Annotated in this window: 21 protein-coding genes; 3 read left to right on the top strand and 18 right to left on the bottom strand. The window is 31.4% G+C overall.

The window, feature by feature from the left end; all coding sequences use genetic code 11:
* Positions 1-9: 9 nt before the first annotated feature.
* The 6 genes from sucD to FHR24_RS08745 form a co-directional block, all read right to left on the bottom strand.
* A complete protein-coding gene (gene sucD / locus FHR24_RS08770; protein WP_167187112.1) occupies positions 10-882 on the bottom strand; it encodes a succinate--CoA ligase subunit alpha in 873 nt (290 codons plus the stop codon).
* Between the two features lie 171 nt (positions 883-1053).
* Positions 1054-1620 (bottom strand): elongation factor P, encoded by a 567-nt coding sequence (gene efp, locus FHR24_RS08765; RefSeq protein WP_167187109.1) that lies wholly within the window; start codon positions 1618-1620, stop codon positions 1054-1056.
* A 16-nt stretch (positions 1621-1636) separates the two neighbouring features.
* The gene (gene lpxA, locus FHR24_RS08760) at positions 1637-2419 is read right to left on the bottom strand and encodes an acyl-ACP--UDP-N-acetylglucosamine O-acyltransferase (protein WP_167187105.1); all 783 of its coding nucleotides are present in this window, start codon (positions 2417-2419) and stop codon (positions 1637-1639) included.
* Between the two features lie 4 nt (positions 2420-2423).
* Positions 2424-3812, bottom strand: a complete 1389-nt coding sequence (locus FHR24_RS08755) for a bifunctional UDP-3-O-[3-hydroxymyristoyl] N-acetylglucosamine deacetylase/3-hydroxyacyl-ACP dehydratase (RefSeq protein WP_167187102.1) — start codon at positions 3810-3812, stop codon at positions 2424-2426.
* A gap of 21 nt (positions 3813-3833) precedes the next feature.
* Positions 3834-4838: a UDP-3-O-(3-hydroxymyristoyl)glucosamine N-acyltransferase gene (lpxD, locus tag FHR24_RS08750; protein ID WP_167187099.1), complete on the bottom strand. Its 1005-nt coding sequence runs from the start codon at positions 4836-4838 to the stop codon at positions 3834-3836.
* A 30-nt stretch (positions 4839-4868) separates the two neighbouring features.
* Entirely contained in the window at positions 4869-6101 is a 1233-nt protein-coding gene (locus tag FHR24_RS08745) for an HD domain-containing protein (RefSeq protein WP_208412319.1), read from the bottom strand.
* Positions 6102-6176: 75 nt separating this feature from the next.
* Here FHR24_RS08745 and porX point away from each other — a divergent pair, with 75 nt between their 5' ends.
* Positions 6177-7727 carry a T9SS response regulator signal transducer PorX gene (gene porX / locus FHR24_RS08740; protein WP_167187096.1) on the top strand — a complete coding sequence of 517 codons (1551 nt, stop codon included), beginning with the start codon at positions 6177-6179 and terminating at the stop codon, positions 7725-7727.
* A gap of 1 nt (position 7728) precedes the next feature.
* Complete coding sequence (locus FHR24_RS08735) at positions 7729-8217, top strand: acyl-CoA thioesterase (RefSeq protein WP_167187092.1); 489 nt, start codon at positions 7729-7731, stop codon at positions 8215-8217.
* Here FHR24_RS08735 and FHR24_RS08730 read toward each other — a convergent pair.
* From FHR24_RS08730 to hisG, 10 genes are all read right to left on the bottom strand, one after another.
* The gene (locus tag FHR24_RS08730; RefSeq protein WP_167187089.1) at positions 8201-8857 is read right to left on the bottom strand and encodes a protein-L-isoaspartate(D-aspartate) O-methyltransferase; all 657 of its coding nucleotides are present in this window, start codon (positions 8855-8857) and stop codon (positions 8201-8203) included. The two genes, FHR24_RS08735 and FHR24_RS08730, sit on opposite strands and share 17 nt — an antisense overlap.
* 84 nt (positions 8858-8941) lie before the next feature.
* Positions 8942-9535, bottom strand: a complete 594-nt coding sequence (hisIE, locus tag FHR24_RS08725) for a bifunctional phosphoribosyl-AMP cyclohydrolase/phosphoribosyl-ATP diphosphatase HisIE (protein ID WP_167187086.1) — start codon at positions 9533-9535, stop codon at positions 8942-8944.
* Positions 9536-9614: 79 nt separating this feature from the next.
* Positions 9615-10370, bottom strand: coding sequence for an imidazole glycerol phosphate synthase subunit HisF (hisF, locus tag FHR24_RS08720; RefSeq protein WP_167187083.1), 756 nt, complete (start codon positions 10368-10370; stop codon positions 9615-9617).
* A gap of 78 nt (positions 10371-10448) precedes the next feature.
* On the bottom strand, positions 10449-11177 hold the full coding sequence (gene hisA / locus FHR24_RS08715) for a 1-(5-phosphoribosyl)-5-[(5-phosphoribosylamino)methylideneamino]imidazole-4-carboxamide isomerase (RefSeq protein ID WP_167187080.1): 729 nt from the start codon (positions 11175-11177) through the stop codon (positions 10449-10451).
* A 43-nt stretch (positions 11178-11220) separates the two neighbouring features.
* Positions 11221-11802, bottom strand: coding sequence for an imidazole glycerol phosphate synthase subunit HisH (gene hisH, locus FHR24_RS08710; protein ID WP_167187076.1), 582 nt, complete (start codon positions 11800-11802; stop codon positions 11221-11223).
* Between the two features lie 78 nt (positions 11803-11880).
* A complete protein-coding gene (hisB, locus tag FHR24_RS08705; RefSeq protein WP_167187072.1) occupies positions 11881-13020 on the bottom strand; it encodes a bifunctional histidinol-phosphatase/imidazoleglycerol-phosphate dehydratase HisB in 1140 nt (379 codons plus the stop codon).
* A 49-nt stretch (positions 13021-13069) separates the two neighbouring features.
* The gene (locus FHR24_RS08700; protein WP_167187056.1) at positions 13070-13258 is read right to left on the bottom strand and encodes a hypothetical protein; all 189 of its coding nucleotides are present in this window, start codon (positions 13256-13258) and stop codon (positions 13070-13072) included.
* A gap of 114 nt (positions 13259-13372) precedes the next feature.
* Positions 13373-14416 (bottom strand): histidinol-phosphate transaminase, encoded by a 1044-nt coding sequence (hisC, locus tag FHR24_RS08695; RefSeq protein ID WP_167187053.1) that lies wholly within the window; start codon positions 14414-14416, stop codon positions 13373-13375.
* A gap of 54 nt (positions 14417-14470) precedes the next feature.
* Positions 14471-15757, bottom strand: coding sequence for a histidinol dehydrogenase (gene hisD, locus FHR24_RS08690; protein WP_167187050.1), 1287 nt, complete (start codon positions 15755-15757; stop codon positions 14471-14473).
* Positions 15758-15852: 95 nt separating this feature from the next.
* Complete coding sequence (hisG, locus tag FHR24_RS08685) at positions 15853-16710, bottom strand: ATP phosphoribosyltransferase (protein ID WP_167187047.1); 858 nt, start codon at positions 16708-16710, stop codon at positions 15853-15855.
* A gap of 301 nt (positions 16711-17011) precedes the next feature.
* Between hisG and rimK the strand changes: the two genes are divergently transcribed.
* Positions 17012-18385 (top strand): 30S ribosomal protein S6--L-glutamate ligase, encoded by a 1374-nt coding sequence (gene rimK, locus FHR24_RS08680; RefSeq protein ID WP_167187044.1) that lies wholly within the window; start codon positions 17012-17014, stop codon positions 18383-18385.
* Between the two features lie 51 nt (positions 18386-18436).
* On the opposite strand, the gene FHR24_RS08675 is transcribed toward rimK, so the two are convergent.
* Together FHR24_RS08675 and FHR24_RS08670 are read right to left on the bottom strand one after the other, a co-directional pair.
* Positions 18437-19765, bottom strand: a complete 1329-nt coding sequence (locus FHR24_RS08675; RefSeq protein ID WP_243846534.1) for a sulfatase-like hydrolase/transferase — start codon at positions 19763-19765, stop codon at positions 18437-18439.
* Positions 19737-20957, bottom strand: coding sequence for a cytochrome-c peroxidase (locus tag FHR24_RS08670; protein ID WP_167187041.1), 1221 nt, complete (start codon positions 20955-20957; stop codon positions 19737-19739). Before FHR24_RS08670 ends, FHR24_RS08675 begins: the two co-directional genes overlap by 29 nt.
* Positions 20958-21215: the final 258 nt, after the last annotated feature.

Here is a 21215-nt window from a genome sequence, read left to right as displayed (position 1 = left end):
TTATTTTTATTAAGCTAATACTTTAGCAATAGCTTCTCCAATTTTTGCAGGTGATGCAACAACGTGAATTCCATTTTCTGCTAAAATTTCCATTTTAGCTTGTGCAGATTCTCCTTCTCCACTTACAATAGCTCCAGCATGTCCCATAGTACGTCCTGCAGGTGCAGTTTGTCCAGCAATAAATCCTACAACTGGTTTTCTGTTTCCGTCAGCTTTAATCCATCTTGCAGCTTCTGCTTCTAATTGACCTCCAATTTCACCAATCATAACAATTGCTTCCGTTTCTGGGTCATTCATTAACATTTCTACAGCTTCTTTAGTAGTGGTTCCAATAATTGGATCTCCACCAATACCAATTGCTGTTGTAATTCCGTAACCTTGTTTAACAACTTGGTCAGCAGCTTCATATGTTAATGTTCCTGATTTAGAGACAATACCAACGTTTCCTTTCTTAAAAATAAAACCTGGCATAATTCCAACTTTAGCCTCTCCTGGAGTAATAACTCCTGGACAGTTAGGTCCTACCAAACGAGCTTCTTTACCTTCTAAATATCCTTTTACTTTCACCATGTCAGCAACTGGAATTCCTTCAGTAATACAAATAATTACCTTAATTCCTGCATCTGCAGCTTCCATAACTGCATCAGCAGCAAATGCTGGTGGTACAAAAATAATAGTAGTATCTGCTCCTGCTTTGTCTACTGCATCTTGTACAGTATTAAAAACGGGCTTTCCTAAGTGTTCTTGACCTCCTTTACCTGGAGTTACTCCACCTACTATATTTGTTCCATATTCAATCATTTGAGAAGCATGAAAAGTTCCTTCACTCCCAGTAAACCCTTGAACTATAATTTTAGAATTCTTATTTACTAAAACACTCATTTAATTTTATTTTTTTTATTGAAAATTCGTTGCGAACAAATATAAATATTTGTTCACAATATATGTTGTTTTATTTTTTTTATCACAGAATTGTGTAACTGTGCTAATTTTATAACAAAAGCCCAAAACAAATAATATGTTTTGGGCTTTTGTTGATTGATTTTAAAACGCTTAAGATTTAATTCTTTCTTGGTAAGTACCTTTAGCTGTTTCTATTTTAATCATATCTCCTTCATTAATAAATAAAGGTACGTTTACAGATGCTCCAGTTTCTACTGTTGCTGGTTTTGTTGCATTTGTAGCTGTATTTCCTTTAATACCAGGTTCTGTATAAGTTACTTCTAAAATTACAGATTGAGGCATATCTACAGACAATGGCATTTCATCTTCTGAACGAACAATGATGGTTACAATTTCTCCTTCTTTTAACAAATCTGGAGCATCTAATGTAGATCTTTCTAAAGTTATTTGATTGTAATCATCTGTATTCATAAAGTTAAATGTATCACCTTCAGCATACAAGTATTGATACTTTCTAGTTTCTACTCTTACTTCTTCAATTTTATGTCCTGCAGAAAAGGTATTATCAATTACTTTTCCTGAAGTTAAACTCTTTAATTTTGTTCTTACAAATGCAGGACCCTTTCCTGGCTTTACGTGTTGAAACTCTACTACTTTAAATGTATCACTGTTATATACAATACACAATCCGTTTCTAATATCTGATGTTGTTGCCATCTATAATTTTTTATGCTTAATTACTAAAATATCCTTTCATAATTCCTCTTTGTGAGTTTTGGACGAATTTTATAATATCATCTCTTTCACTGGTAGCTTCCATCTCTGCTTCAATAATTCGAATTGCTTGCGTATTATTATAAGTACTTTGGAATAAGATTCTATATATATTTTGAATCTCTCTAATTTTTTCTGTAGAAAAACCTCTTCTTCTTAATCCTACAGAGTTAATTCCTACATAAGACAAAGGTTCTCTTGCTGCTTTTACATAGGGAGGAACATCTTTTCTTACTAAAGATCCACCTGTTACAAAAGCGTGATCTCCAATAGAACAAAATTGGTGAATCGCAGTCATTCCTGCTAAAATAACGTTGTTCCCTACGTTTGCATGTCCTGCTAAAGTACTTCCGTTAGAAAAAATACAATTATCTCCTACAATACAATCGTGTGCCACGTGGCAATATGCCATAATTAAACAATTGTCTCCAATTACTGTTTTCATTCTATCTGTAGTACCACGGTTAATAGTTACACACTCTCTAATGGTAACATTGTTACCTATAATAGTACTTGTCTCTTCTCCGTCGTATTTTAAATCTTGTGGCATTGCAGATATTACTGCTCCTGGAAAAATTTTGCAATTTTCTCCAATTACAGCTCCTTCCATAATAGTTACATTAGACCCTATCCATGTTCCTGAACCAATTTTTACATTGTTATGAATTGTTGTAAATGGTTCAATAACAACATTACGAGCTATTTTTGCTCCTGGGTGTACATATGCTAATGGTTGATTCATCCTTTTATTTTTTTCTTGCTATTTGAGCCATTAATTCAGCCTCTACTACTATTCTTCCGTTGGCATAACCTACAGATCTCATATGACAAATTCCTCTTCTTATTGGCGAAATTAATTCCGCTTTAAAAATTAAAGTGTCTCCTGGTAATACTTTTTGTTTGAACTTAACGTTGTCCATTTTCATGAAGTAGGTTAAGTAATTTTCTGGATCTGGAACGGTACTTAATACTAATATCCCCCCACATTGAGCCATTGCTTCAATTTGTAAAACTCCTGGCATTACAGGTGCTTCTGGAAAATGTCCTACAAAGAAAGGTTCATTCATAGATACATTTTTCATCCCTACTACAAAATCATCTCCTAAATCTAAAATTCTGTCTATTAACAAAAATGGAGGTCTGTGTGGTAATATTTTCATGATTTGATTGATATCCATCAACGGTGGTTGATTCAAATCATACGTAGGTACATTTTTACGTTTTTCTTGTTTGATAATATTTGACAAACGTTTACCAAATAACGTATTAATTTTATGTCCTGGTTTATTTGCAATTACTTTTCCTCTAATTCTAGTTCCTACTAAAGCTAAATCTCCAATAACATCTAACAATTTATGCTTAGCTGCTTCATTAGCCCAATGCAATTCTAAGTTGTCTAATATTCCATTTGGTGTTACTTTAATATCGTCTTTACCAAATGCTTTTTTTAATTTTTCTAAAGTATCTGTAGATATTTCTTTGTCAACATAAACAATTGCGTTGTTTAGGTCTCCTCCTTTAATTAGGTTGTGCTCTAACAACATTTCTAACTCATGTAAAAAGCTAAATGTTCTTGCGGCAGAAATTTCTTCTTTAAAGTTTGTAATACTATCTAAAGTAGCGTTTTGAGTTCCTAAAATTTTAGTTCCAAAATCTACCATTGTAGTTACTTGGTATTCATCGGCAGGCATTAAAATAATTTCGCTACCTGTTGCTTCATCTCTATATGATACAACTTCTTTAACTATGTATTCTTCTACAGGTGCATTTTGCTCTACAATTCCTGCGGATTCTAAGGCTTCTATAAAATATTTAGAAGAACCATCCATAATTGGAGGTTCTGATGCATCAATTTCAATAATTAAATTATCTATTTGTAAACCTACTGCTGCTGCTAAAACATGTTCTGATGTGTTAATACTAACTCCTTTTTTCTCTAAATTAGTACCTCTTTCAGTTTCGGTTACATATTCTACTTTTGCCTCAATAGTTGGATTTCCTTCTAAATCTACACGTACAAACGCATATCCATTATTCTCTGGAGCTGGTTTAAATACCATAGTAACATTTTTACCTGTATGTAATCCTATACCTGTTAAGGTTACTTCCTTTTGGATTGTTCTTTGTTTTAGCATCCTTTTACTTTTTAAAAGCTTTTATTTATTTCTTAATTCTTCTACAATTTGGGGTAATTTTCTAAAATATATATATGATTTGTTGTAATCATTATAATTCATAGCTGGAATTCCTCTAATCACAGAATTATCTTTTATACTTTTTCCAACTCCTGTTTTTCCAGAAATTTTAACATTGTTACCAATACTAATATGACCTGAAATGGCTACATGACCACCAATCATACAGTTTTCTCCAACTTTACTAGAACCTGCTATAGCGGTTTGTGCTGCAATTACAGTGTTTTTGCCTATAACAACATTATGTCCTACCTGAATTAAATTGTCTAACTTAACTCCTTGTTTAATAAGGGTAGATCCCATAGTAGCTCTATCTATTGTTGTATTAGCTCCAATATCTACATTGTCTTCTATAATTACATTTCCTATTTGCGGAATGCTTTTATAGGTTCCATCTTCTGTAGGGGCAAAACCAAATCCATCAGCTCCAATTACAGTTCCTGCATGTATCTTGCAATTGTTTCCTATTATACAATCAGTATATATTTTAACGCCTGCAAAAAGTGTTGTATTATTTTTAATAACAACATTATCACCAATGTAACAATTAGGATAGATTTTTACATTATTACCTATAGATACGTTTGCTCCTATACTTGTAAATGCTCCTATATATATATCATCTCCTAATTTGGCAGAATCATGAACACTTACTGGAGATTCTATTCCAGATTTTTGATTTTTGTATTCGTTGTAAAACTCTAATATTTGTGTAAATGCCTGATAAGCATCCTCTACTTTTATTAATGTTGCTGATATAGGTTGAGTAGCCTCAAAATCTTTATTTACAATTACAATAGATGCATTTGTAGTATAAATGTGTTTTGTGTATTTAGGATTCGACAAAAATGTCATCGCTCCTTTTTCTCCTTCTTCAATTTTAGCCAATGTTGAAACACTAGCAGATGAATCTCCTAAAATTTCACCTCCTAAAATTTCAGCTATCTGTGTTGCTTTAAATTCCATTATTCGCAAAAATATAAAATTAAAATCTATTTAGGCTATTTTGATGCCTTTTGGATAACAAAGAAAGTGTTTTACTACAGGCTTTGTTAATGCTTGAATGTTCAATTGATCAGATGCTTCTACAATATCTACGATTTGACCATTTTTATAATATAAATATATTTTGCTTTTTGTATCGTTATATGCCTGATTAGTAATAGTATCCTGAATAAAAAAGTATTTCATCTCTTCTTGTGTCCATCCTTTTTCTTCCATTTTATTTTTTACTGAAGAAATATATTCTGCTGTAAATGGTTTATTATTTAATTGAACTTTTAATAATTTTCTGTTAATTAACATTTCAGATAACTTAGAAAGTATTTTATCATCGTGACTAATCCAGTCTTTTATGGCAGATAAAATATCGTAATCATCTAATCTAGAAAATGTTTTTAAGGTTTCTTTACTAAAGTTTGTATCTAATTCTTCGTATAAAAAATAATGCAACGCTTTGCTAGATGGCAACACAACTCCTTTGCTAGCCAAATATTTTGCCCTAGCCAATAGATTTACCAACATTTTTTCGGCAACAACTCCTGCTTTGTGTAAATAAACTTGCCAATACATTAATCGTCTACCTACAATAAATTTTTCTACGGAGTAAATTCCTTTTTCTTCTACCACTAATTGATCTTCTACAACATTTAACATATCTATCAAACGTTCAGAACTTATATTTCCTTCGGCAACTCCTGTATAAAAACTATCTCTTTTTAAATAATCCATTCTATCAATATCTAACTGACTAGATACTAATTGATTTAAAAACTTTCTTTTATACTTACCTTCAAATATTTCTATAGCTAAATCTAACTTTCCTTTAAATTCTTTGTTTAAAGAATTCATAAATATCAAAGAAATAGATTCATGACTTATACCATCTACAATACTATGTTCTAATGCGTGTGAATAAGGTCCGTGACCAATATCGTGCAATAAAATAGCAATACAAACCGCATTTTTTTCTTCTTTAGAAATTTCAACACCCTTGTTTTGTAATACAGATATTGCTTTTTGCATTAAATGCATACAACCTACTGCGTGATGAAAACGTGTGTGATGAGCACCTGGATATACCAAGTTAGACATTCCCATTTGGGTTATTCTTCTTAAACGTTGAAAATAAGGATGTTCTATTAAATCGAAAATTAATTTGTTCGGAATTGTAATAAACCCATAGATTGGATCGTTAATAATCTTAACTTTATTGGACAGACTTTTCAATTGTTGTACTTTTAAGGTAATGCAAATATAAAAATCTAATTCCTATAGAGTTAGTAATTAACAGATTCTTACTACATGAATACGATTCAAATTTTATGGGTTGATGATGAAATCAACTTGTTAAAACCACATATTCTTTTTTTAGAGAAAAAAAACTATCAAGTAACTCCCTGTACCAATGGTGCTGATGCCTTAGATATGGTAAAAGAAAATAACTACGATGTTATTTTTTTAGATGAAAACATGCCAGGACTCTCTGGTTTAGAAACGTTAACAGAAATTAACAATATGGTTTCTAACGTTCCTATTATAATGATTACCAAAAGCGAGGAAGAATATTTAATGGAAGAAGCTATTGGTTCTAAAATTGCCGATTATTTGATAAAACCTGTAAATCCAAATCAGATTTTACTGAGTTTAAAAAAGAATTTAGATCACAATAGGTTGATAAGTGAACGTACCACTATTAATTACCAACAAGAATTTAGAAAAATATCTATGGAATTGGCTCAGGTGAATTCGCATCAAGAATGGGTAGATATTTACAAAAAATTAGTTCATTGGGAGTTGGAGTTAGAAAATATTGATGATGCTGGACTATTGGGAATCTTAGAAAGTCAGAAACAAGAAGCCAATCAAATCTTTTTTAAATTTATAAAAAACAATTATGCGGATTGGTTTTACGATGACGATGCTCCTGTTTTATCTCATCAATTATTCAAAAAAGTAATTTTACCAGAGATAGACAGTAGCGATAAAACTTTAGTTATTGTAGTAGACAATCTTAGATATGATCAATACCTAATGATTGAAAAAACAATAGCGAACAACTATAAAAAACAAAAAGAAACTCCTTTTTATAGCATTTTACCCACCGCTACACATTACGCAAGAAATGCTATTTTTTCTGGCTTAACCCCCTTAGAAATGGCTACCAAACACAAAGATATTTGGTTAGGCGAAAATGATGAAGGTGGTAAAAATATGTATGAAGAAGAGTTTTTAAAACGACAATTAAAACGTTTACAAAAAGAATATACTTTTTCTTATCATAAAATAAGCAATCAAAAAGCAGGTAAAGATTTAATTCAGAATTACAACCAGTACAAAGACAATAAATTTAATATGGTTGTTTTTAATTTTGTTGATATGCTCTCTCATGCCAAAACAGACACCAAGGTAATAAGAGAGTTGGCTTCTGATGACAAATCTTATAGAGCTTTAACAGATAGTTGGTTTCAAAACTCACCGATGTTAGAACTAATTAAAAAAGCTCAAAAAGACAATATAAAATTGATTCTTACCACAGATCATGGAACCATAAATTGTAGCAAACCTACACAAGTTATAGGTACCAAAGCAATTGCTTCTAACCTAAGATACAAAACAGGAAGAAGTATTACGTATCAAGAAAAAGATGTGTATGCAGAACATGATCCTAAACAAATATTTTTACCCCAAGAACACATTAATAGTTCTTTTATTTTTGCCAAAGACAATTTGTTTTTTGTATATCCAAACAATCAAAATCATTACACTAAATACTTTAAAGACACCTACCAACATGGTGGAATATCTTTAGAAGAAATGATTATACCTTGTGCTGTTTTTAATCCTAAAAATTAATATGGACAAACCTAAAATTTTAACCAGTAGTACCAAAATTCGTTTCCAAGATTGTGATCCTTTTAACCATTTAAACAATGGTCGCTATATTGATTATTTTATCAACCAAAGAGAAGATCAGGTTTTAGATGCTTATGGTATTGATATTTTTAGCATGATTTTAAAAGAAAAAAAAGGCTGGGTAATTTCTAATACTCAGCTTGCTTATTTGGTTCCTGCTTATACCATGGAAGAGGTTAGTTTTGAGTCGCAAACCATTGCTTACTCTAAAAAACATTTACAAGCAGAGGTGCGTATGTTTAATAAGGATAAAACTGTTTTAAAATCTGTTGCTTGGATTAGTTTTGTGCATTTTGATTTGAAAAAAAATAAAACCACAGAACACAGTCCTAAATTTATGCAACTATTTGAAGACACGGTTTTACCGCTAGCAGAAAAATCATTTGACGAACGTGAAAAAAACTTAAGAACGATTAAGAAAAATTCTTAAGACTTTTATCTGTTAACATAGGTACAAAAGCACATTCTTCAATTATTTGTTTGTCAAACTCTTTCGCAGAATTCCTTGTAATTAATGTCATCATTTGTTGAGCATCTCCTACGGGAATCACCATTCTACCTCCTATTTTTAACTGAGACAATAAAGGTTTGGGTAAAAAAGGAGCTCCACAGGTTACTATAATTTTATCAAAAGGAGCAAATTGTGGCAAGCCTTTGTAACCGTCTCCAAAATACATATGCTTAGGTTTGTACCCCAATTTAGGCAATAACAATTGTGTTTTTTTAAACAATTCTTGTTGTCTCTCTATTGTATAAACATGCGCTCCTAAATTTACCAACACACTGGTTTGGTATCCAGACCCTGTTCCTATTTCTAAAACTTTTTCTCCCGGTTTAATCTCTAATAACTGAGACTGAAATCCAACTGTATAAGGTTGTGAAATAGTTTGCTCTGCAGCAATAGGAAAAGCAACATCTTGATAGGCATATTCTTCAAAACTAGAATCCATATACAAATGTCTTGGAATTGTTTTTATAGCAGATAACACAGCAGTATCTGTAACTCCTTTTGTTTGTAAAACAGTAATCAATCTATTTCTTAATCCTTGATGTTTAAATGTGTCTTTCATAGCATAAAGTGGTTTACAAATATAAAAAACAAAAGCCCTAGAACATAAAATTTCTAGGGCTCTCAAGTATTATTTATAAACAATTTACTTCTGACGTTTCTTTAATTCGGCAGTAATATCTATTAATGTAAATCCTTTGGCTTGTAATAACATTAAGTAGTGGAATAATAAATCTCCTGCTTCATACAAAAATAATTCGTCATTATTATCCATCGCTTCAATCACCGTTTCCACAGCTTCTTCTCCAACTTTTTGTGCTACTTTGTTAATTCCTTTAGCAAACAAACTTGCTACGTAAGATTTTTGAACATCTTTATTTTTAACACGCTCAGCAATTACGTTTTCTAAAGTAGATAAAAAACCAAAGTTTTCTGTATTCTCTTCTGCCCAACAATTACCTGTTCCTTTATGACACGTTGGTCCTTTAGGTTTTGTTTGTATTAACAAAGTATCTTTATCACAGTCGTTTTTAATAGAAACCAATTCTAAAAAGTTTCCACTTTCTTCTCCTTTAGTCCATAACCTGTTTTTAGATCTGCTATAAAAAGTAACTTTATTAGTTGCCAATGTTTTGTCAAATGCATCCTGATTCATATATCCTAACATCAATACATTTTTAGTTTCGGCATCTTGTATAATTGCAGGAACTAATCCTTTTTCGTCAAATTTAATTTCCATATTTCTTTAGTACTGAGTACTGAATAGTAAGTATTGAGTCACGTTTATTTATGCTCTGTACTTTCTACCTTGTACAATTTTACAATCTCACAGGAATTCCCTGTTTTTTTAATTCTTCTTTTAAATCTGGTATTTCAATTTCTTGAAAGTGAAACACACTTGCAGCCAAGGCCGCATCTGCTTTACCATCTTTAAACGTATCTACAAAGTGTTGCATGTTTCCTGCTCCACCACTTGCAATAATGGGAATGTTTAATTCTTCTGACAAACGTGCTAAAGCATCATTTGCAAAACCATCTTTCGTTCCATCATTATTCATAGATGTAAACAAAATTTCTCCTGCTCCTCTTTCTTCTACTTCTTTTGCCCAATCGAATAAATTTAATTCCGTAGGTACTTTTCCTCCTACCAAATGTACAATCCATTCTCCATCAATCTTCTTTGCATCAATAGCTACTACTACACATTGACTTCCAAATTTCTGAGACAATTCATTCACCAACTGTGGTCTTTTTACTGCTGATGAATTGATAGAAACTTTATCTGCTCCATTTTGCAATAAAATATCTACATCTTCTACAGAGGATATTCCACCCCCAACGGTAAACGGAATGTTTACTTGTGCAGCTACATCACGAACTAAATTCACCAATGTTCTTCTGCGTTCTTCTGTTGCAGATATGTCTAAAAACACCAATTCATCCGCTCCCGTTTCTGCATATTTTTTTGCCAACTCTACAGGATCTCCTGCATCTCGTAAATCTACAAAGTTCACACCTTTAACAGTACGACCATTTTTTATATCCAAACAAGGAACTATTCTTTTTGCTAACATATTTTTTAGTATTAAGTAGTTAGTACAGAGTATTAAATACTCAAATTCTAACAATTAAAACTTTGTACTCAGTACTATTTACTTTGTACCTATAATAAAATCTTCCAATTGTTTTAAGCTAATTCTATTCTCATAAATCGCTTTTCCTACAATAGTACCTTCGCATCCAAATTCTTTTAATTTAGGCAATTCATCAAAAGTAGAAATTCCTCCACTTGCAATCAATTTTACGTTAGGGCATTGTTTTAATATTTTTTCGTACAAATCAAAAGAAGGACCTTGTAACATTCCGTCCTTGGCAATATCTGTACAAATTACATACTGAATTCCTTCTTTTTGATATCCTTGAATAAAAGGAATCAACTCTTCATCAGATTCTTCTAACCAACCGCTTACTGCAATTTTTTCATTATTTGCATCGGCTCCTAAAATGATTTTATCTGCACCAAATTTAGAAATCCAACTTTTAAAAACTGCTGGATTTTTTACTGCAATACTTCCCCCAGTAATTTGATTCGCTCCAGATTCAAAAGCAATTTTTAAATCTTCATCGGTTTTTAAACCACCACCAAAATCAATTTTTAATGTTGTTTTGGTTGCAATCTCTTCTAACACTTTATGATTTACAATATGACTTGCCTTTGCTCCATCTAAATCTACCAAATGTAAATGTGTAATTCCATGTGCTTCAAATTGCTTGGCAATTTCTAGCGGATTCTCATTATATACTTTTTTGGTATTGTAATCTCCTTTTGACAAACGTACACATTGTCCGTCTATAATATCTATGGCTGGTATTATTCTCATTTATAATAGTATTAAGTACTGAATACTCTGTACTTTATTAAATCTATAGATTTAAAAAATTCTCTAAAATCATCGCTCCGTCAGTACTGCTCTTTTCTGGGTGAAATTGCACTCCGTAAAAGTTATTTTTTTGCAATGCTGTAGCGTACTGAATTCCATATTCTGTAGTCGCAATGGTTTCTTTGGTGATTGGTGCATAATAACTGTGTACCAAATACATGTAAGCACCTTCTTTAACATTGTTAAATATTTTAGAACCCAATCCACTAATTTGGTTCCATCCTATCTGAGGCACTTTTACAATATTTTCAAAACGTTTTACGTCAACATCAAAAATCCCTAAACCTGTTGTATCTCCTTCTTCAGAGTATTTACACATCAACTGCATTCCCAAACAAATTCCTAAAACGGGTTGTGTTAAGGTCGGAATTAAGCGATCTAATCCTGTAGCTTTTAACATTTTCATGGCAGAACTAGCTTCTCCCACTCCTGGAAAAATTACTTTGTCCGCATTTTTTATTTCTTCAACATCGTTGCTTAAAATAGCATCGTAACCCAATCGCTCAATCGCAAATCGGATAGATTGTATATTTCCGGCTCCGTAATTTATAATTACTATTTTCATATTTTTTAGTAGTTAAGGAGTTAAGGAAATGAGGAATTAAGGAAATTCTTAACTTCTTAAATTCTTAACTTCTGGATTCTACAATACTCCTTTTGTACTTGGTAAAAACATTTTATTCGCATCACGTTTTACAGCCATTTTCATTGCTTTTGCAAAAGCTTTAAAAATTCCTTCTATTTTATGATGTTCGTTAGCTCCTTCTGCCTTAATGTTTAAATTACATTTTGCTCCATCTGTAAACGATTTAAACAAATGTAAAAACATTTCTGTTGGCATGTCACCAATCATTTCACGTTTAAAATCTGCTTCCCAAACCAACCAAGGTCTTCCGCCAAAATCAACCGCTGCTTGTGCCAAACAATCATCCATTGGCAAACAGAACCCGTAACGTTCTATTCCTAATTTATTACCTAATGCTTTGTTAAATAATTCTCCCAAAGCAATCATGGTATCTTCTATAGTGTGATGTTCATCTACTTCTAAATCTCCATCTACTTTTACGGTTAAATCCATGGCTCCATGACGACCAATTTGATCTAACATATGATCAAAAAACTTTACTCCTGTAGAAATATCATTTTTACCAGAACCGTCTAAATTTAGTTTGATGTAAATTTTAGTTTCGTTGGTATTTCTAGTAATTTCAGAAACTCTATCTTCTAATTTTAAAAACTCATAGATTTCTTTCCAGTCAGTTGATGTCAACGCTATACAATCGTGAATTGCTTTTGCATCAGCTTCTGTTTCATCAGCTCCTAATTCAGGGTTTTCTGATAAAAAGATTCCTTTTGCTCCTAAATTTTTAGCCAATTCCATATCTGTGATTCTATCACCTAATACAAAAGAATTTTCTAAATCGTATTTTTCCTTGTCAAAATACTGTGTTAACAAACCTGTTCTTGGTTTGCGAGTTTCTGCATTTTCATGAGGAAATGTTTTATCAATATGAACAGCTGCAAATTCTACACCTTCGTTTTTAAAAGCATCAATTACTTTGTTCTGAGCAGGCCAAAAAGTATCTTCAGGAAAAGAGTCTGTTCCCAATCCATCTTGATTGGTCACCATCACTAATTCGTAATCCAACTCCTCAGCAATTCTTGCCATGTATTGAAAAACTTTTGGGTAAAACTCTAACTTTTCTAAACTATCTAACTGATAATCTACTGGCGGCTCTATACAAAGTGTACCGTCTCTATCTATAAATAAAACTTTTTTCATGATTAACTTGTTAATCAATCCTGAACTTGTTTCAGGATATTATTATAACTTAATTGTTTATATATTTTTTCAATATGTTTAAACTTTCAACCTCATTAGGATCAAAACCAAGTTTTAACATTTTTTCTTCTTCATGTAAATAATTATTAGAACTAATTCCTTTTTCATATTTTACATAGTATAAATCAGCTATTTTATCTCTTGAAATTCGTAATAATAAAAATTCATCTTCTTTCACTTTCTTAAATAAGATATTCTGATCATTTCTAGTTTCTGTAAAACCATAAAAATGAATAACTCCATTTAAACCACTTCTTATTCCCTTTTCAATTTCAAATATCAGTACTTTGTACTACTCTAACTCCTTCAAAGCCTTCATTAAGGCAACGTTTTCTTTAATTGTCCCCACTGTAAATCGTAACGTGTTCTCACACAGTACTTGAGTGGTTCTATTTCTAACTACAATTCCTTTTTCTATTAATTGATTGTATCGTTTGGTTGCATCATCTACCTTTACCAATAAAAAATTGGCATCGCTAGGGTATATTTTTTCTACATAAGAAATTTCCTTTAATGCAATTTCTAAATTATCACGCTCAACCAAAATAGCTTCAATCTCCTCTTGTACATCTTCATAAGCCAGTAAACGTTCTAATGCTTTTTGCTGTGTTAATTCGTTTACGTTATATGGAGGTTTAATTTTGTTTAACACCGTAATAATTTCTGTTGATGCATAACAAACTCCCAAACGTATTCCAGCCATTCCGTAAGCTTTAGATAAAGTCTGACTTACAATTAAATTTGGATGTTTTGCCAAACGAGTAATCCAGCTTGGTTCTGATGCAAAATCAATATAAGCTTCATCAACCACAACCAAACCGTTAAAACCTTCTACAATTGCTTTTACGTTTGCATAATCAAACAAGTTTCCAGATGGATTGTTTGGAGAACATAAGAAAATCACTTTAGTATTTTCGTCAACTGTTTCTAATATTTTAGCAATATCAGGTTGAAAATTTTCTCTTAAAGGAACTTCTTTAATAGTGATATTATTCAAATTTGCCGATACATCATACATTCCGTACGATGGTGGCAATGTGATGATATTATCAATCTTAGGTTCACAAAAAGCACGTAAAATTAAATCAATGACTTCATCAGATCCATTCCCTAATAAAATGTTTTTAGGAGCCACTCCTTTAATTTTAGCCAATTCTGACTTGACTGTCTTTTGCATTGGGTCAGGATAACGATTTACTCCGTTTTCAAACGGATTTTCATTCGCATCTAAAAAGACCATATCATCTGTAGCTCCTGTAAACTCATCTCTTGCTGAAGAGTAAGCTTTCATATTGGCTACATTTTCTCTTATTATTTTATTGATATCAAAATTCATATTTAACTAGTATTAAGTTCTAAAACTTCTTAACTCCTGAATTCTTAACTTCTCTTATTTCTTTAAACTCTCCAATCTTAACGTAACTGCATTTTTGTGTGCATCTAAACCTTCGGCAGCAGCCATTAATTCTATAGCGGGTCCAATATTCTGAATTCCCTCTTTGGTGATTTTTTGATACGTGATTTTCTTAGTAAATGCATCTAAATTTACACCACTATACATTCTTGCATATCCGTTTGTAGGTAAAGTATGATTGGTTCCTGATGCATAATCTCCCGCACTCTCAGGTGTCAATGGTCCAATAAAAACAGATCCTGCATTTACAATTTCAGAAATATACACATCTTCATTCAATACATTTAAAATTAAATGTTCTGGTGCATATGCGTTAATCAATTCATTCTGATCTGCAATGCTATCTATTAAAATAGCACTAGAGTTTTCAATTGCTCCTTCTGCAATTTCTTTTCTTGGTAGTTCTACCAATTGTTTATCTAACTCTATTTGAACTTCATCTATTAATTGTTGAGAAGCTGTAACTAAAATTACTTGACTATCTGCTCCGTGCTCTGCTTGCGATAATAAATCTGCCACCACAAAACTTGCATCTGCATCTTTATCTGCAACCACCATAACTTCACTTGGTCCTGCTGGCATATCAATAGCCAAACCTTGTGTTGTAGCATATTGTTTTGCTGCCGTTACAAACTGATTTCCAGGTCCAAATATTTTATAAACATTAGGTACAGATTCCGTTCCATACGTCATGGCTGCAATGGCCTGAATACCACCCAATTTATAAATTTCTGTAACTCCTACTAATTGTGCTGCGAATAAGATAGCTGGATGAATACTTCCATCTTTTGATGGAGGTGTACACAAAACAATTTTGCTTGCTCCAGCAATTTTTGCAGGAATTCCTAACATTAAAATAGTAGAAAACAAAGGTGCTGAACCTCCTGGAATATACAAACCTACTTTTTCTATAGGTTTCATTTCTTGCCAACAATCTACTCCATTTGTAGTAGAAATCACTTTTTTCTCAATTTTTTGAGAAGTATGAAATTTCTCAACATTGTTTTTAGCCAATATAATAGCATCTTTCAGCTCTTGTGAAACCAAAGGAATGGCAGTATCAATTTCTTGTTGAGAAACTCGTAAATTTAACAAAGTAACTCCATCAAATTTTTGAGTATAGTCCTTTAAAGCTTTATCTCCTTCTTTTTTTATGTCATCAAAAACAGCTTTTACAGTAGCTCCTAAGGTATTTGCTTCCTTAGCAGGTCTTTGGGTAATTGCTTCCCATGTATTTTTTGCTGGATTTATATATGTTTTCATTTGTTGCAAGTATTAAGTATCAAGTATAAAGTCCTAAGCTTATCTTAGATACTTTACTTAACACTCTGTACTCAGTACTTTGTACTCAGTACTAATTAAAACACCATTTTTTCTATCTCGGTAGTTAAAATACCTTCGGCTCCTAACGTTTTTAATTCGTCTATAATCTCCCAAAATTTATCTTTAGGAATTACGGTATGTATAGAACTCCATCCTGCCTGAGCTAGAGGTAAAACTGTTGGAGATTTCATTCCTGGAATTACTTTAATAATAGCATTAACTTTATCATTAGGAGCGTTTAACAAAACATATCTATATGCTCTTCCTTTTAAAATTGACTGAATTCTAAATTGTAATTTATCTAACAAAGCTTGTTTATCATCTGATAAAACTGGTGATTTTGTCAATACAGCTTCTGACCAAAACATTACTTCTGCTTCTTTTAATCCGTTAGCAAACAATGTTCCTCCAGAACTTACAATATCACAAATACCATCAGCCAAACCAATATTTGGAGCAATTTCTACAGAACCTGCAATTTTATGATAACTTGCTTTTATGTTTTTTTCCTTTAAAAACTTATCAAGAGTATTAGTATAAGTTGTTGCAATGCGTTTTCCTTCAAAGTAAGAAAGTCCCGTATATTCAACGTCTTTAGGCACTGCTAAAGATACTTTACATTTAGAAAAACCTAAACGTTCTACAATAGGTAAATTTTCTCCTTTTTCAATCAATGTATTTTCTCCCAAAATAGCAATATCCACTACTCCATCTTCTAAATATTGAGGTATATCACCATTTCTTAAATAAAAAACTTCTAAAGGAAAATTTCTTGCTGTAGCTTTTAACTGTGCATTACGATGATCTATTGAAATTCCACACTCTTTTAAAAGTTGTAAAGAATCTTCATTTAATCTTCCAGATTTTTGAATGGCAATTTTTAATGTGCTCATTGGTATATAGTTTATAATCAATTTAAAAATAAAAAACCCGTTCGAGATAGCTCAAACGGGTTTGAAAAATATGTTCTTATTACAACATAATCCTTCCAACTCGCTTAAGCGCAGTACTGGATATGATGATGATGATGTAATTGAATTGAAATCATGTTCTTAATTTTCTTGCACAAATATAGCAATTCAATATGATTTTAAAAGAATTAAAATAAAGAAAATACGCTATCTTTAAAATTAATATTAGCATAACACTAACAACATATTATTACCTTTACATTCGATAAAAAAATAAATATTCATGAGTGAATTAACAATTGTAGGAAACAAAGAATGGTGTCAATTTGACAAATTAAATATTCCTGCTATCAAAGCTAGAGTAGATTCTGGTGCTAAAACATCTTCTATTCAAGCTACTGATATTACAACATATAAAAAAAACAAAGAAAATTGGGTTCGTTATTATATTCAACCCTTAACAGAAAATAGAAGTATTTCTATAGAATGTGAGTCTAAAATAGTTGCCACTAGAATTATTAAAAGTTCATCTGGTATTCCAGAAAAAAGATATGTAGTTTCTTCTCCTGTAACAATGGGAAATCAAACGTGGGATATAGAACTTACTTTAGCCGATAGAGATAACATGGAATTTAAAATGTTATTGGGTAGACAAGCTATGGAAAACAGAATGATTGTAAATCCTTCTGAAGAGTTTTTATTGGGTAATATTCCTGAAGAAGAAATTGACCAAAAATATGAAACTTTTGTCATGAAAAAATCTGGATTAAAAATAGCTGTATTGGCTAGCAATCCTGAATTATACTCTAACAAAAGATTAATGGAAGCAGGTCGTGCTAGAGGTCATGAAATGGTGTTTTTAAACGTACAACAGTGTTACATGAAACTAGACACTGCTACTCCTGAAATTAGATATAGAGGTGGTAATGTTATCAACGATTTTGATGCGGTAATTCCAAGAATTAAAACAAGTATGACTTTTTATGGTTGTGCGCTACTTAGAATGTTTAAATCTTTAGGAACATATTGTTTAAATGAAGCTGAATCTATTTCATCATCTAGAGATAAATTATTCTCTTCTCAATTATTCTCTAAAAATGACATACATATTCCTACCACTGGATTTGCCAAATCTCCATTAGATACTAAAGATTTAATTCACATGGTTGGTGGTGCTCCATTAATTATTAAATTATTAGAAAGTACGCAAGGAAAAGGAGTTGTATTAGCCGAAACAAATAAGGCTGCAGAATCTGTAATAAACGCATTTAAAAGCTTAAATGCCAACATATTAGTTCAGGAGTTTATTAGAGAAGCTAATGGGAAAGATTTAAGATGTTTTGTTGTTGATGGACGTGTAGTTGCTTCTATTGAAAGAACTGCTGCTAAAGGAGAGTTTAGAGCTAATATTCACCAAGGTGGATCTGCATCTATTGTAAAAATATCTGCAGAAGAAAAGAAATTAGCTTTAAAATCTGCTAAAATTCTAAATCTTCCTGTTGCTGGTGTCGATTTAATACGTTCTAACAAAGGACCACTTTTATTAGAAGTAAATTCGTCTCCAGGTCTAGAAGGTATAGAAAATGCTACTGGAAAAGATATTGCTGGAAATATAATTCAAGCAATTGAAAAAAGATTAAAATATGTGAGTCTTTAGTACAATCAAAAATATCTAAAAAAGCATCTTATTTGAAATAAGATGCTTTTTTTACTTTCTTATATTTAACAATTCAGTTTCTAATTCTATTTTAGCATTTGATTCTGAACTGGACAATGATCTATTTAATAAATTAATTTCTTCGTAAGGGTCGTCAATTAAATTGTAAAATTCTTTAGTACCATTCTCATTTTCGATAATTTTATAACTTCCATTACTTATAGCCCATAAATTATTGTCTCCATCATCTTTTTCAGCATATTGAAAATTTCTGACTCCTCCTATAGATTCTGTTAATAATGATTTAAAACTTTTACTATCGTTAATATTATTTACGTGTACTCCTGCAATTTCTGATATTGTAGCAAACAGATCTGTACTAGTAACTAGATTCGTATCATTACCTCTTCTAGAAACTCCTTTACCAGAAATAAACATAGGTACGTTTACACCTCCTTGGTTTAAAGAACCTTTTGCCGTAAAATATGTATATGGAGATTGTGCTACTTGATTTGGGGATCCATTATCTCCTATAAAAATAATAATTGTATTTTCTTTTTTATCTTCTGGAATACTATCTAACAATCTTCCTATTTGATAATCCATAGCTTCAATTGCAGCCATAAAGTAAGGTGTTTCATCCATCCCTTCCATATAATCAGGCAAATTCCCCTGAGAATGCATTTCATTTGGTGGTACATGAAATGGAGTATGTGGTGCATTATAAGCCAACCACATAAACCAAGGTTTTTCTTGCTTTTGTATCCAATTAATAGCTAAATCTGTAAATCTTTCGGTAGTATAATCAGAGACAAAACTACCTATTCCATCTTCAGTTAATACCCAATTGTAATAACTTTGAACTTCTCCTCTTATAAGTCCTGCGTAATAATCAATACCAAATACTTCAGGATTAAAAGAACTATTACTTCCAGATAAATGCCACTTCCCTACCAAAGCAGTTGCATAAGTTTCATTAGTTTCTTTATTTATAAATTTTTGTAAACTCATTTCTGATGAATCTAATTCATCACCTGCCCATTTCACACCGGTTCTATAACTGTATTTACCACTAATAATAGAAGCTCTTGTTGGTGAACATGTTGGATAACTCCAAAAATTAACAAATGTAATTCCAGAATTTCGTATAGCATCAATGTTAGGTGTAGTTGGTTTTATCTGTCCTTCAGAAAAGCCATTAATAGCATCTTTTCCTAAATCATCTGCTATAATAAATAGGATATTTGGTGTACTCTCAGCTGGGTCTAAAATAGATTGATCCATAATTACACTTTCTTTTTTACATCCTATAAGTAATACAACTAAAACTGTATAAAATATTTTTATATAATTATTTAAACGGATTACTATATTTTTCATCTGTAAGCATTTCATTATCAGTTAATGTATTTAAAAAAGCAAGTAATGCTTCTTTTTCTGTTTCGGTAAAATTAAACTGCCCAACTTCTCCATTCGAATTTACTAAAGGAGTAATTAAAGCCGTATTATTTTGGATACCAAAACTATAATGATCAATCACTTCTTCTAAAGTTGAGAACCTACCATCGTGCATGTAAGGAGGACGAATTGCAATATTTTTTAAAGATGGAAATTTGAATTTGCCAATATCATTAATATTATTCGTTGCCTCATTAACACCTAAGTCAGTAGTCGATATTAAATCTAATCCGTTTGAAGTAGCAAAAGTAGTAAGTCTAAAGTTATTTACTGGAAGAGGCCCTATAAAAGCTTCGGTTTGATGGCAACCAACACAACTTCCACTTTCTCCATTTGTAAGTGTTCTCGGCATATAAAAAAGTTTTTTCCCTTCATTTTCTTTAGCTGTAAAATTAGGAAAATCATCTAGTGGAGATTCTACATCTCCTCTTGCTTTATCATATTTTGAAGTAACACTAACTATACTCCTAATAAATTGTGCTAAACTTTTAGAAATTCTGTCACTTGTAATATTGTCGTTACCAAACGCATCTTCAAAAAGTAGAGCGTAATATGATTGATTTTTTATAATATGGATAAGTTCATCTAATGTCAGTCCCATTTCTATATCATCTTGAAATGGCATTAAAACTTGATCTTCCAAAGTTTTTGCTCGTTCGTCCCAAAAAAATTGTCCTCCAGCATAAAACCTAGCATTTACAATTCCCATAGAATGTCTTCGGGTACGGCCTCCTTCAAATCCAATACTCAAAATTTCTGAATCAGAAAACCCATGTTCGAAATTGTGACAAGAAGCACAAGAAATAGTCCCGTTTGAACTTAATTTAGTATCATAAAAAAGTACTCTACCTAAAGTAGCTCCTGCATCTGTTATCAGATTATCTTTGGGAGTATTATCATATATTGTTACAGCTTCAAATTGAAAAGCATCAGGAAATTTACTTTCTTTATAATAATTAGGAAGTTCAATATTAGCATAATTATAATACTCTTCAGGTAAATCTAATTTAAATAAAGGTTCTTCTTGTATATATGTAATGTCATTATTATTTTTTGAACAAGCAATAAATAGTAATATTAGTAAAGCTAATAAATTTACTTTTTCATTTTTCATATCAAAGTTGTTTTCAGTAAAACTTTAGACCTTAATTCCTCTATAAAGTTTTTACTTACATAATCTTTTAGTCAACAAAAGACACAATTAACTTTTAGTCGACAGTAACACCAGGTAACATTTTTATTTATAAGGCATATATTCTGAGTTATAATTAACTTTAAATATTCTATTAATAAATAATAGAGTAAATACCAGTCTTAATTAGAGTTATTTATAGAGATAGATGCCTAACGTATCGTATCCCATTAGCTCATT

It is taken from the genome of Wenyingzhuangia heitensis (assembly GCF_011762155.1).
Taxonomy (GTDB): domain Bacteria; phylum Bacteroidota; class Bacteroidia; order Flavobacteriales; family Flavobacteriaceae; genus Wenyingzhuangia; species Wenyingzhuangia heitensis.
Note: the sequence above shows the minus strand (reverse complement) of the source record. Positions and strands in the feature narration are given on the sequence as shown.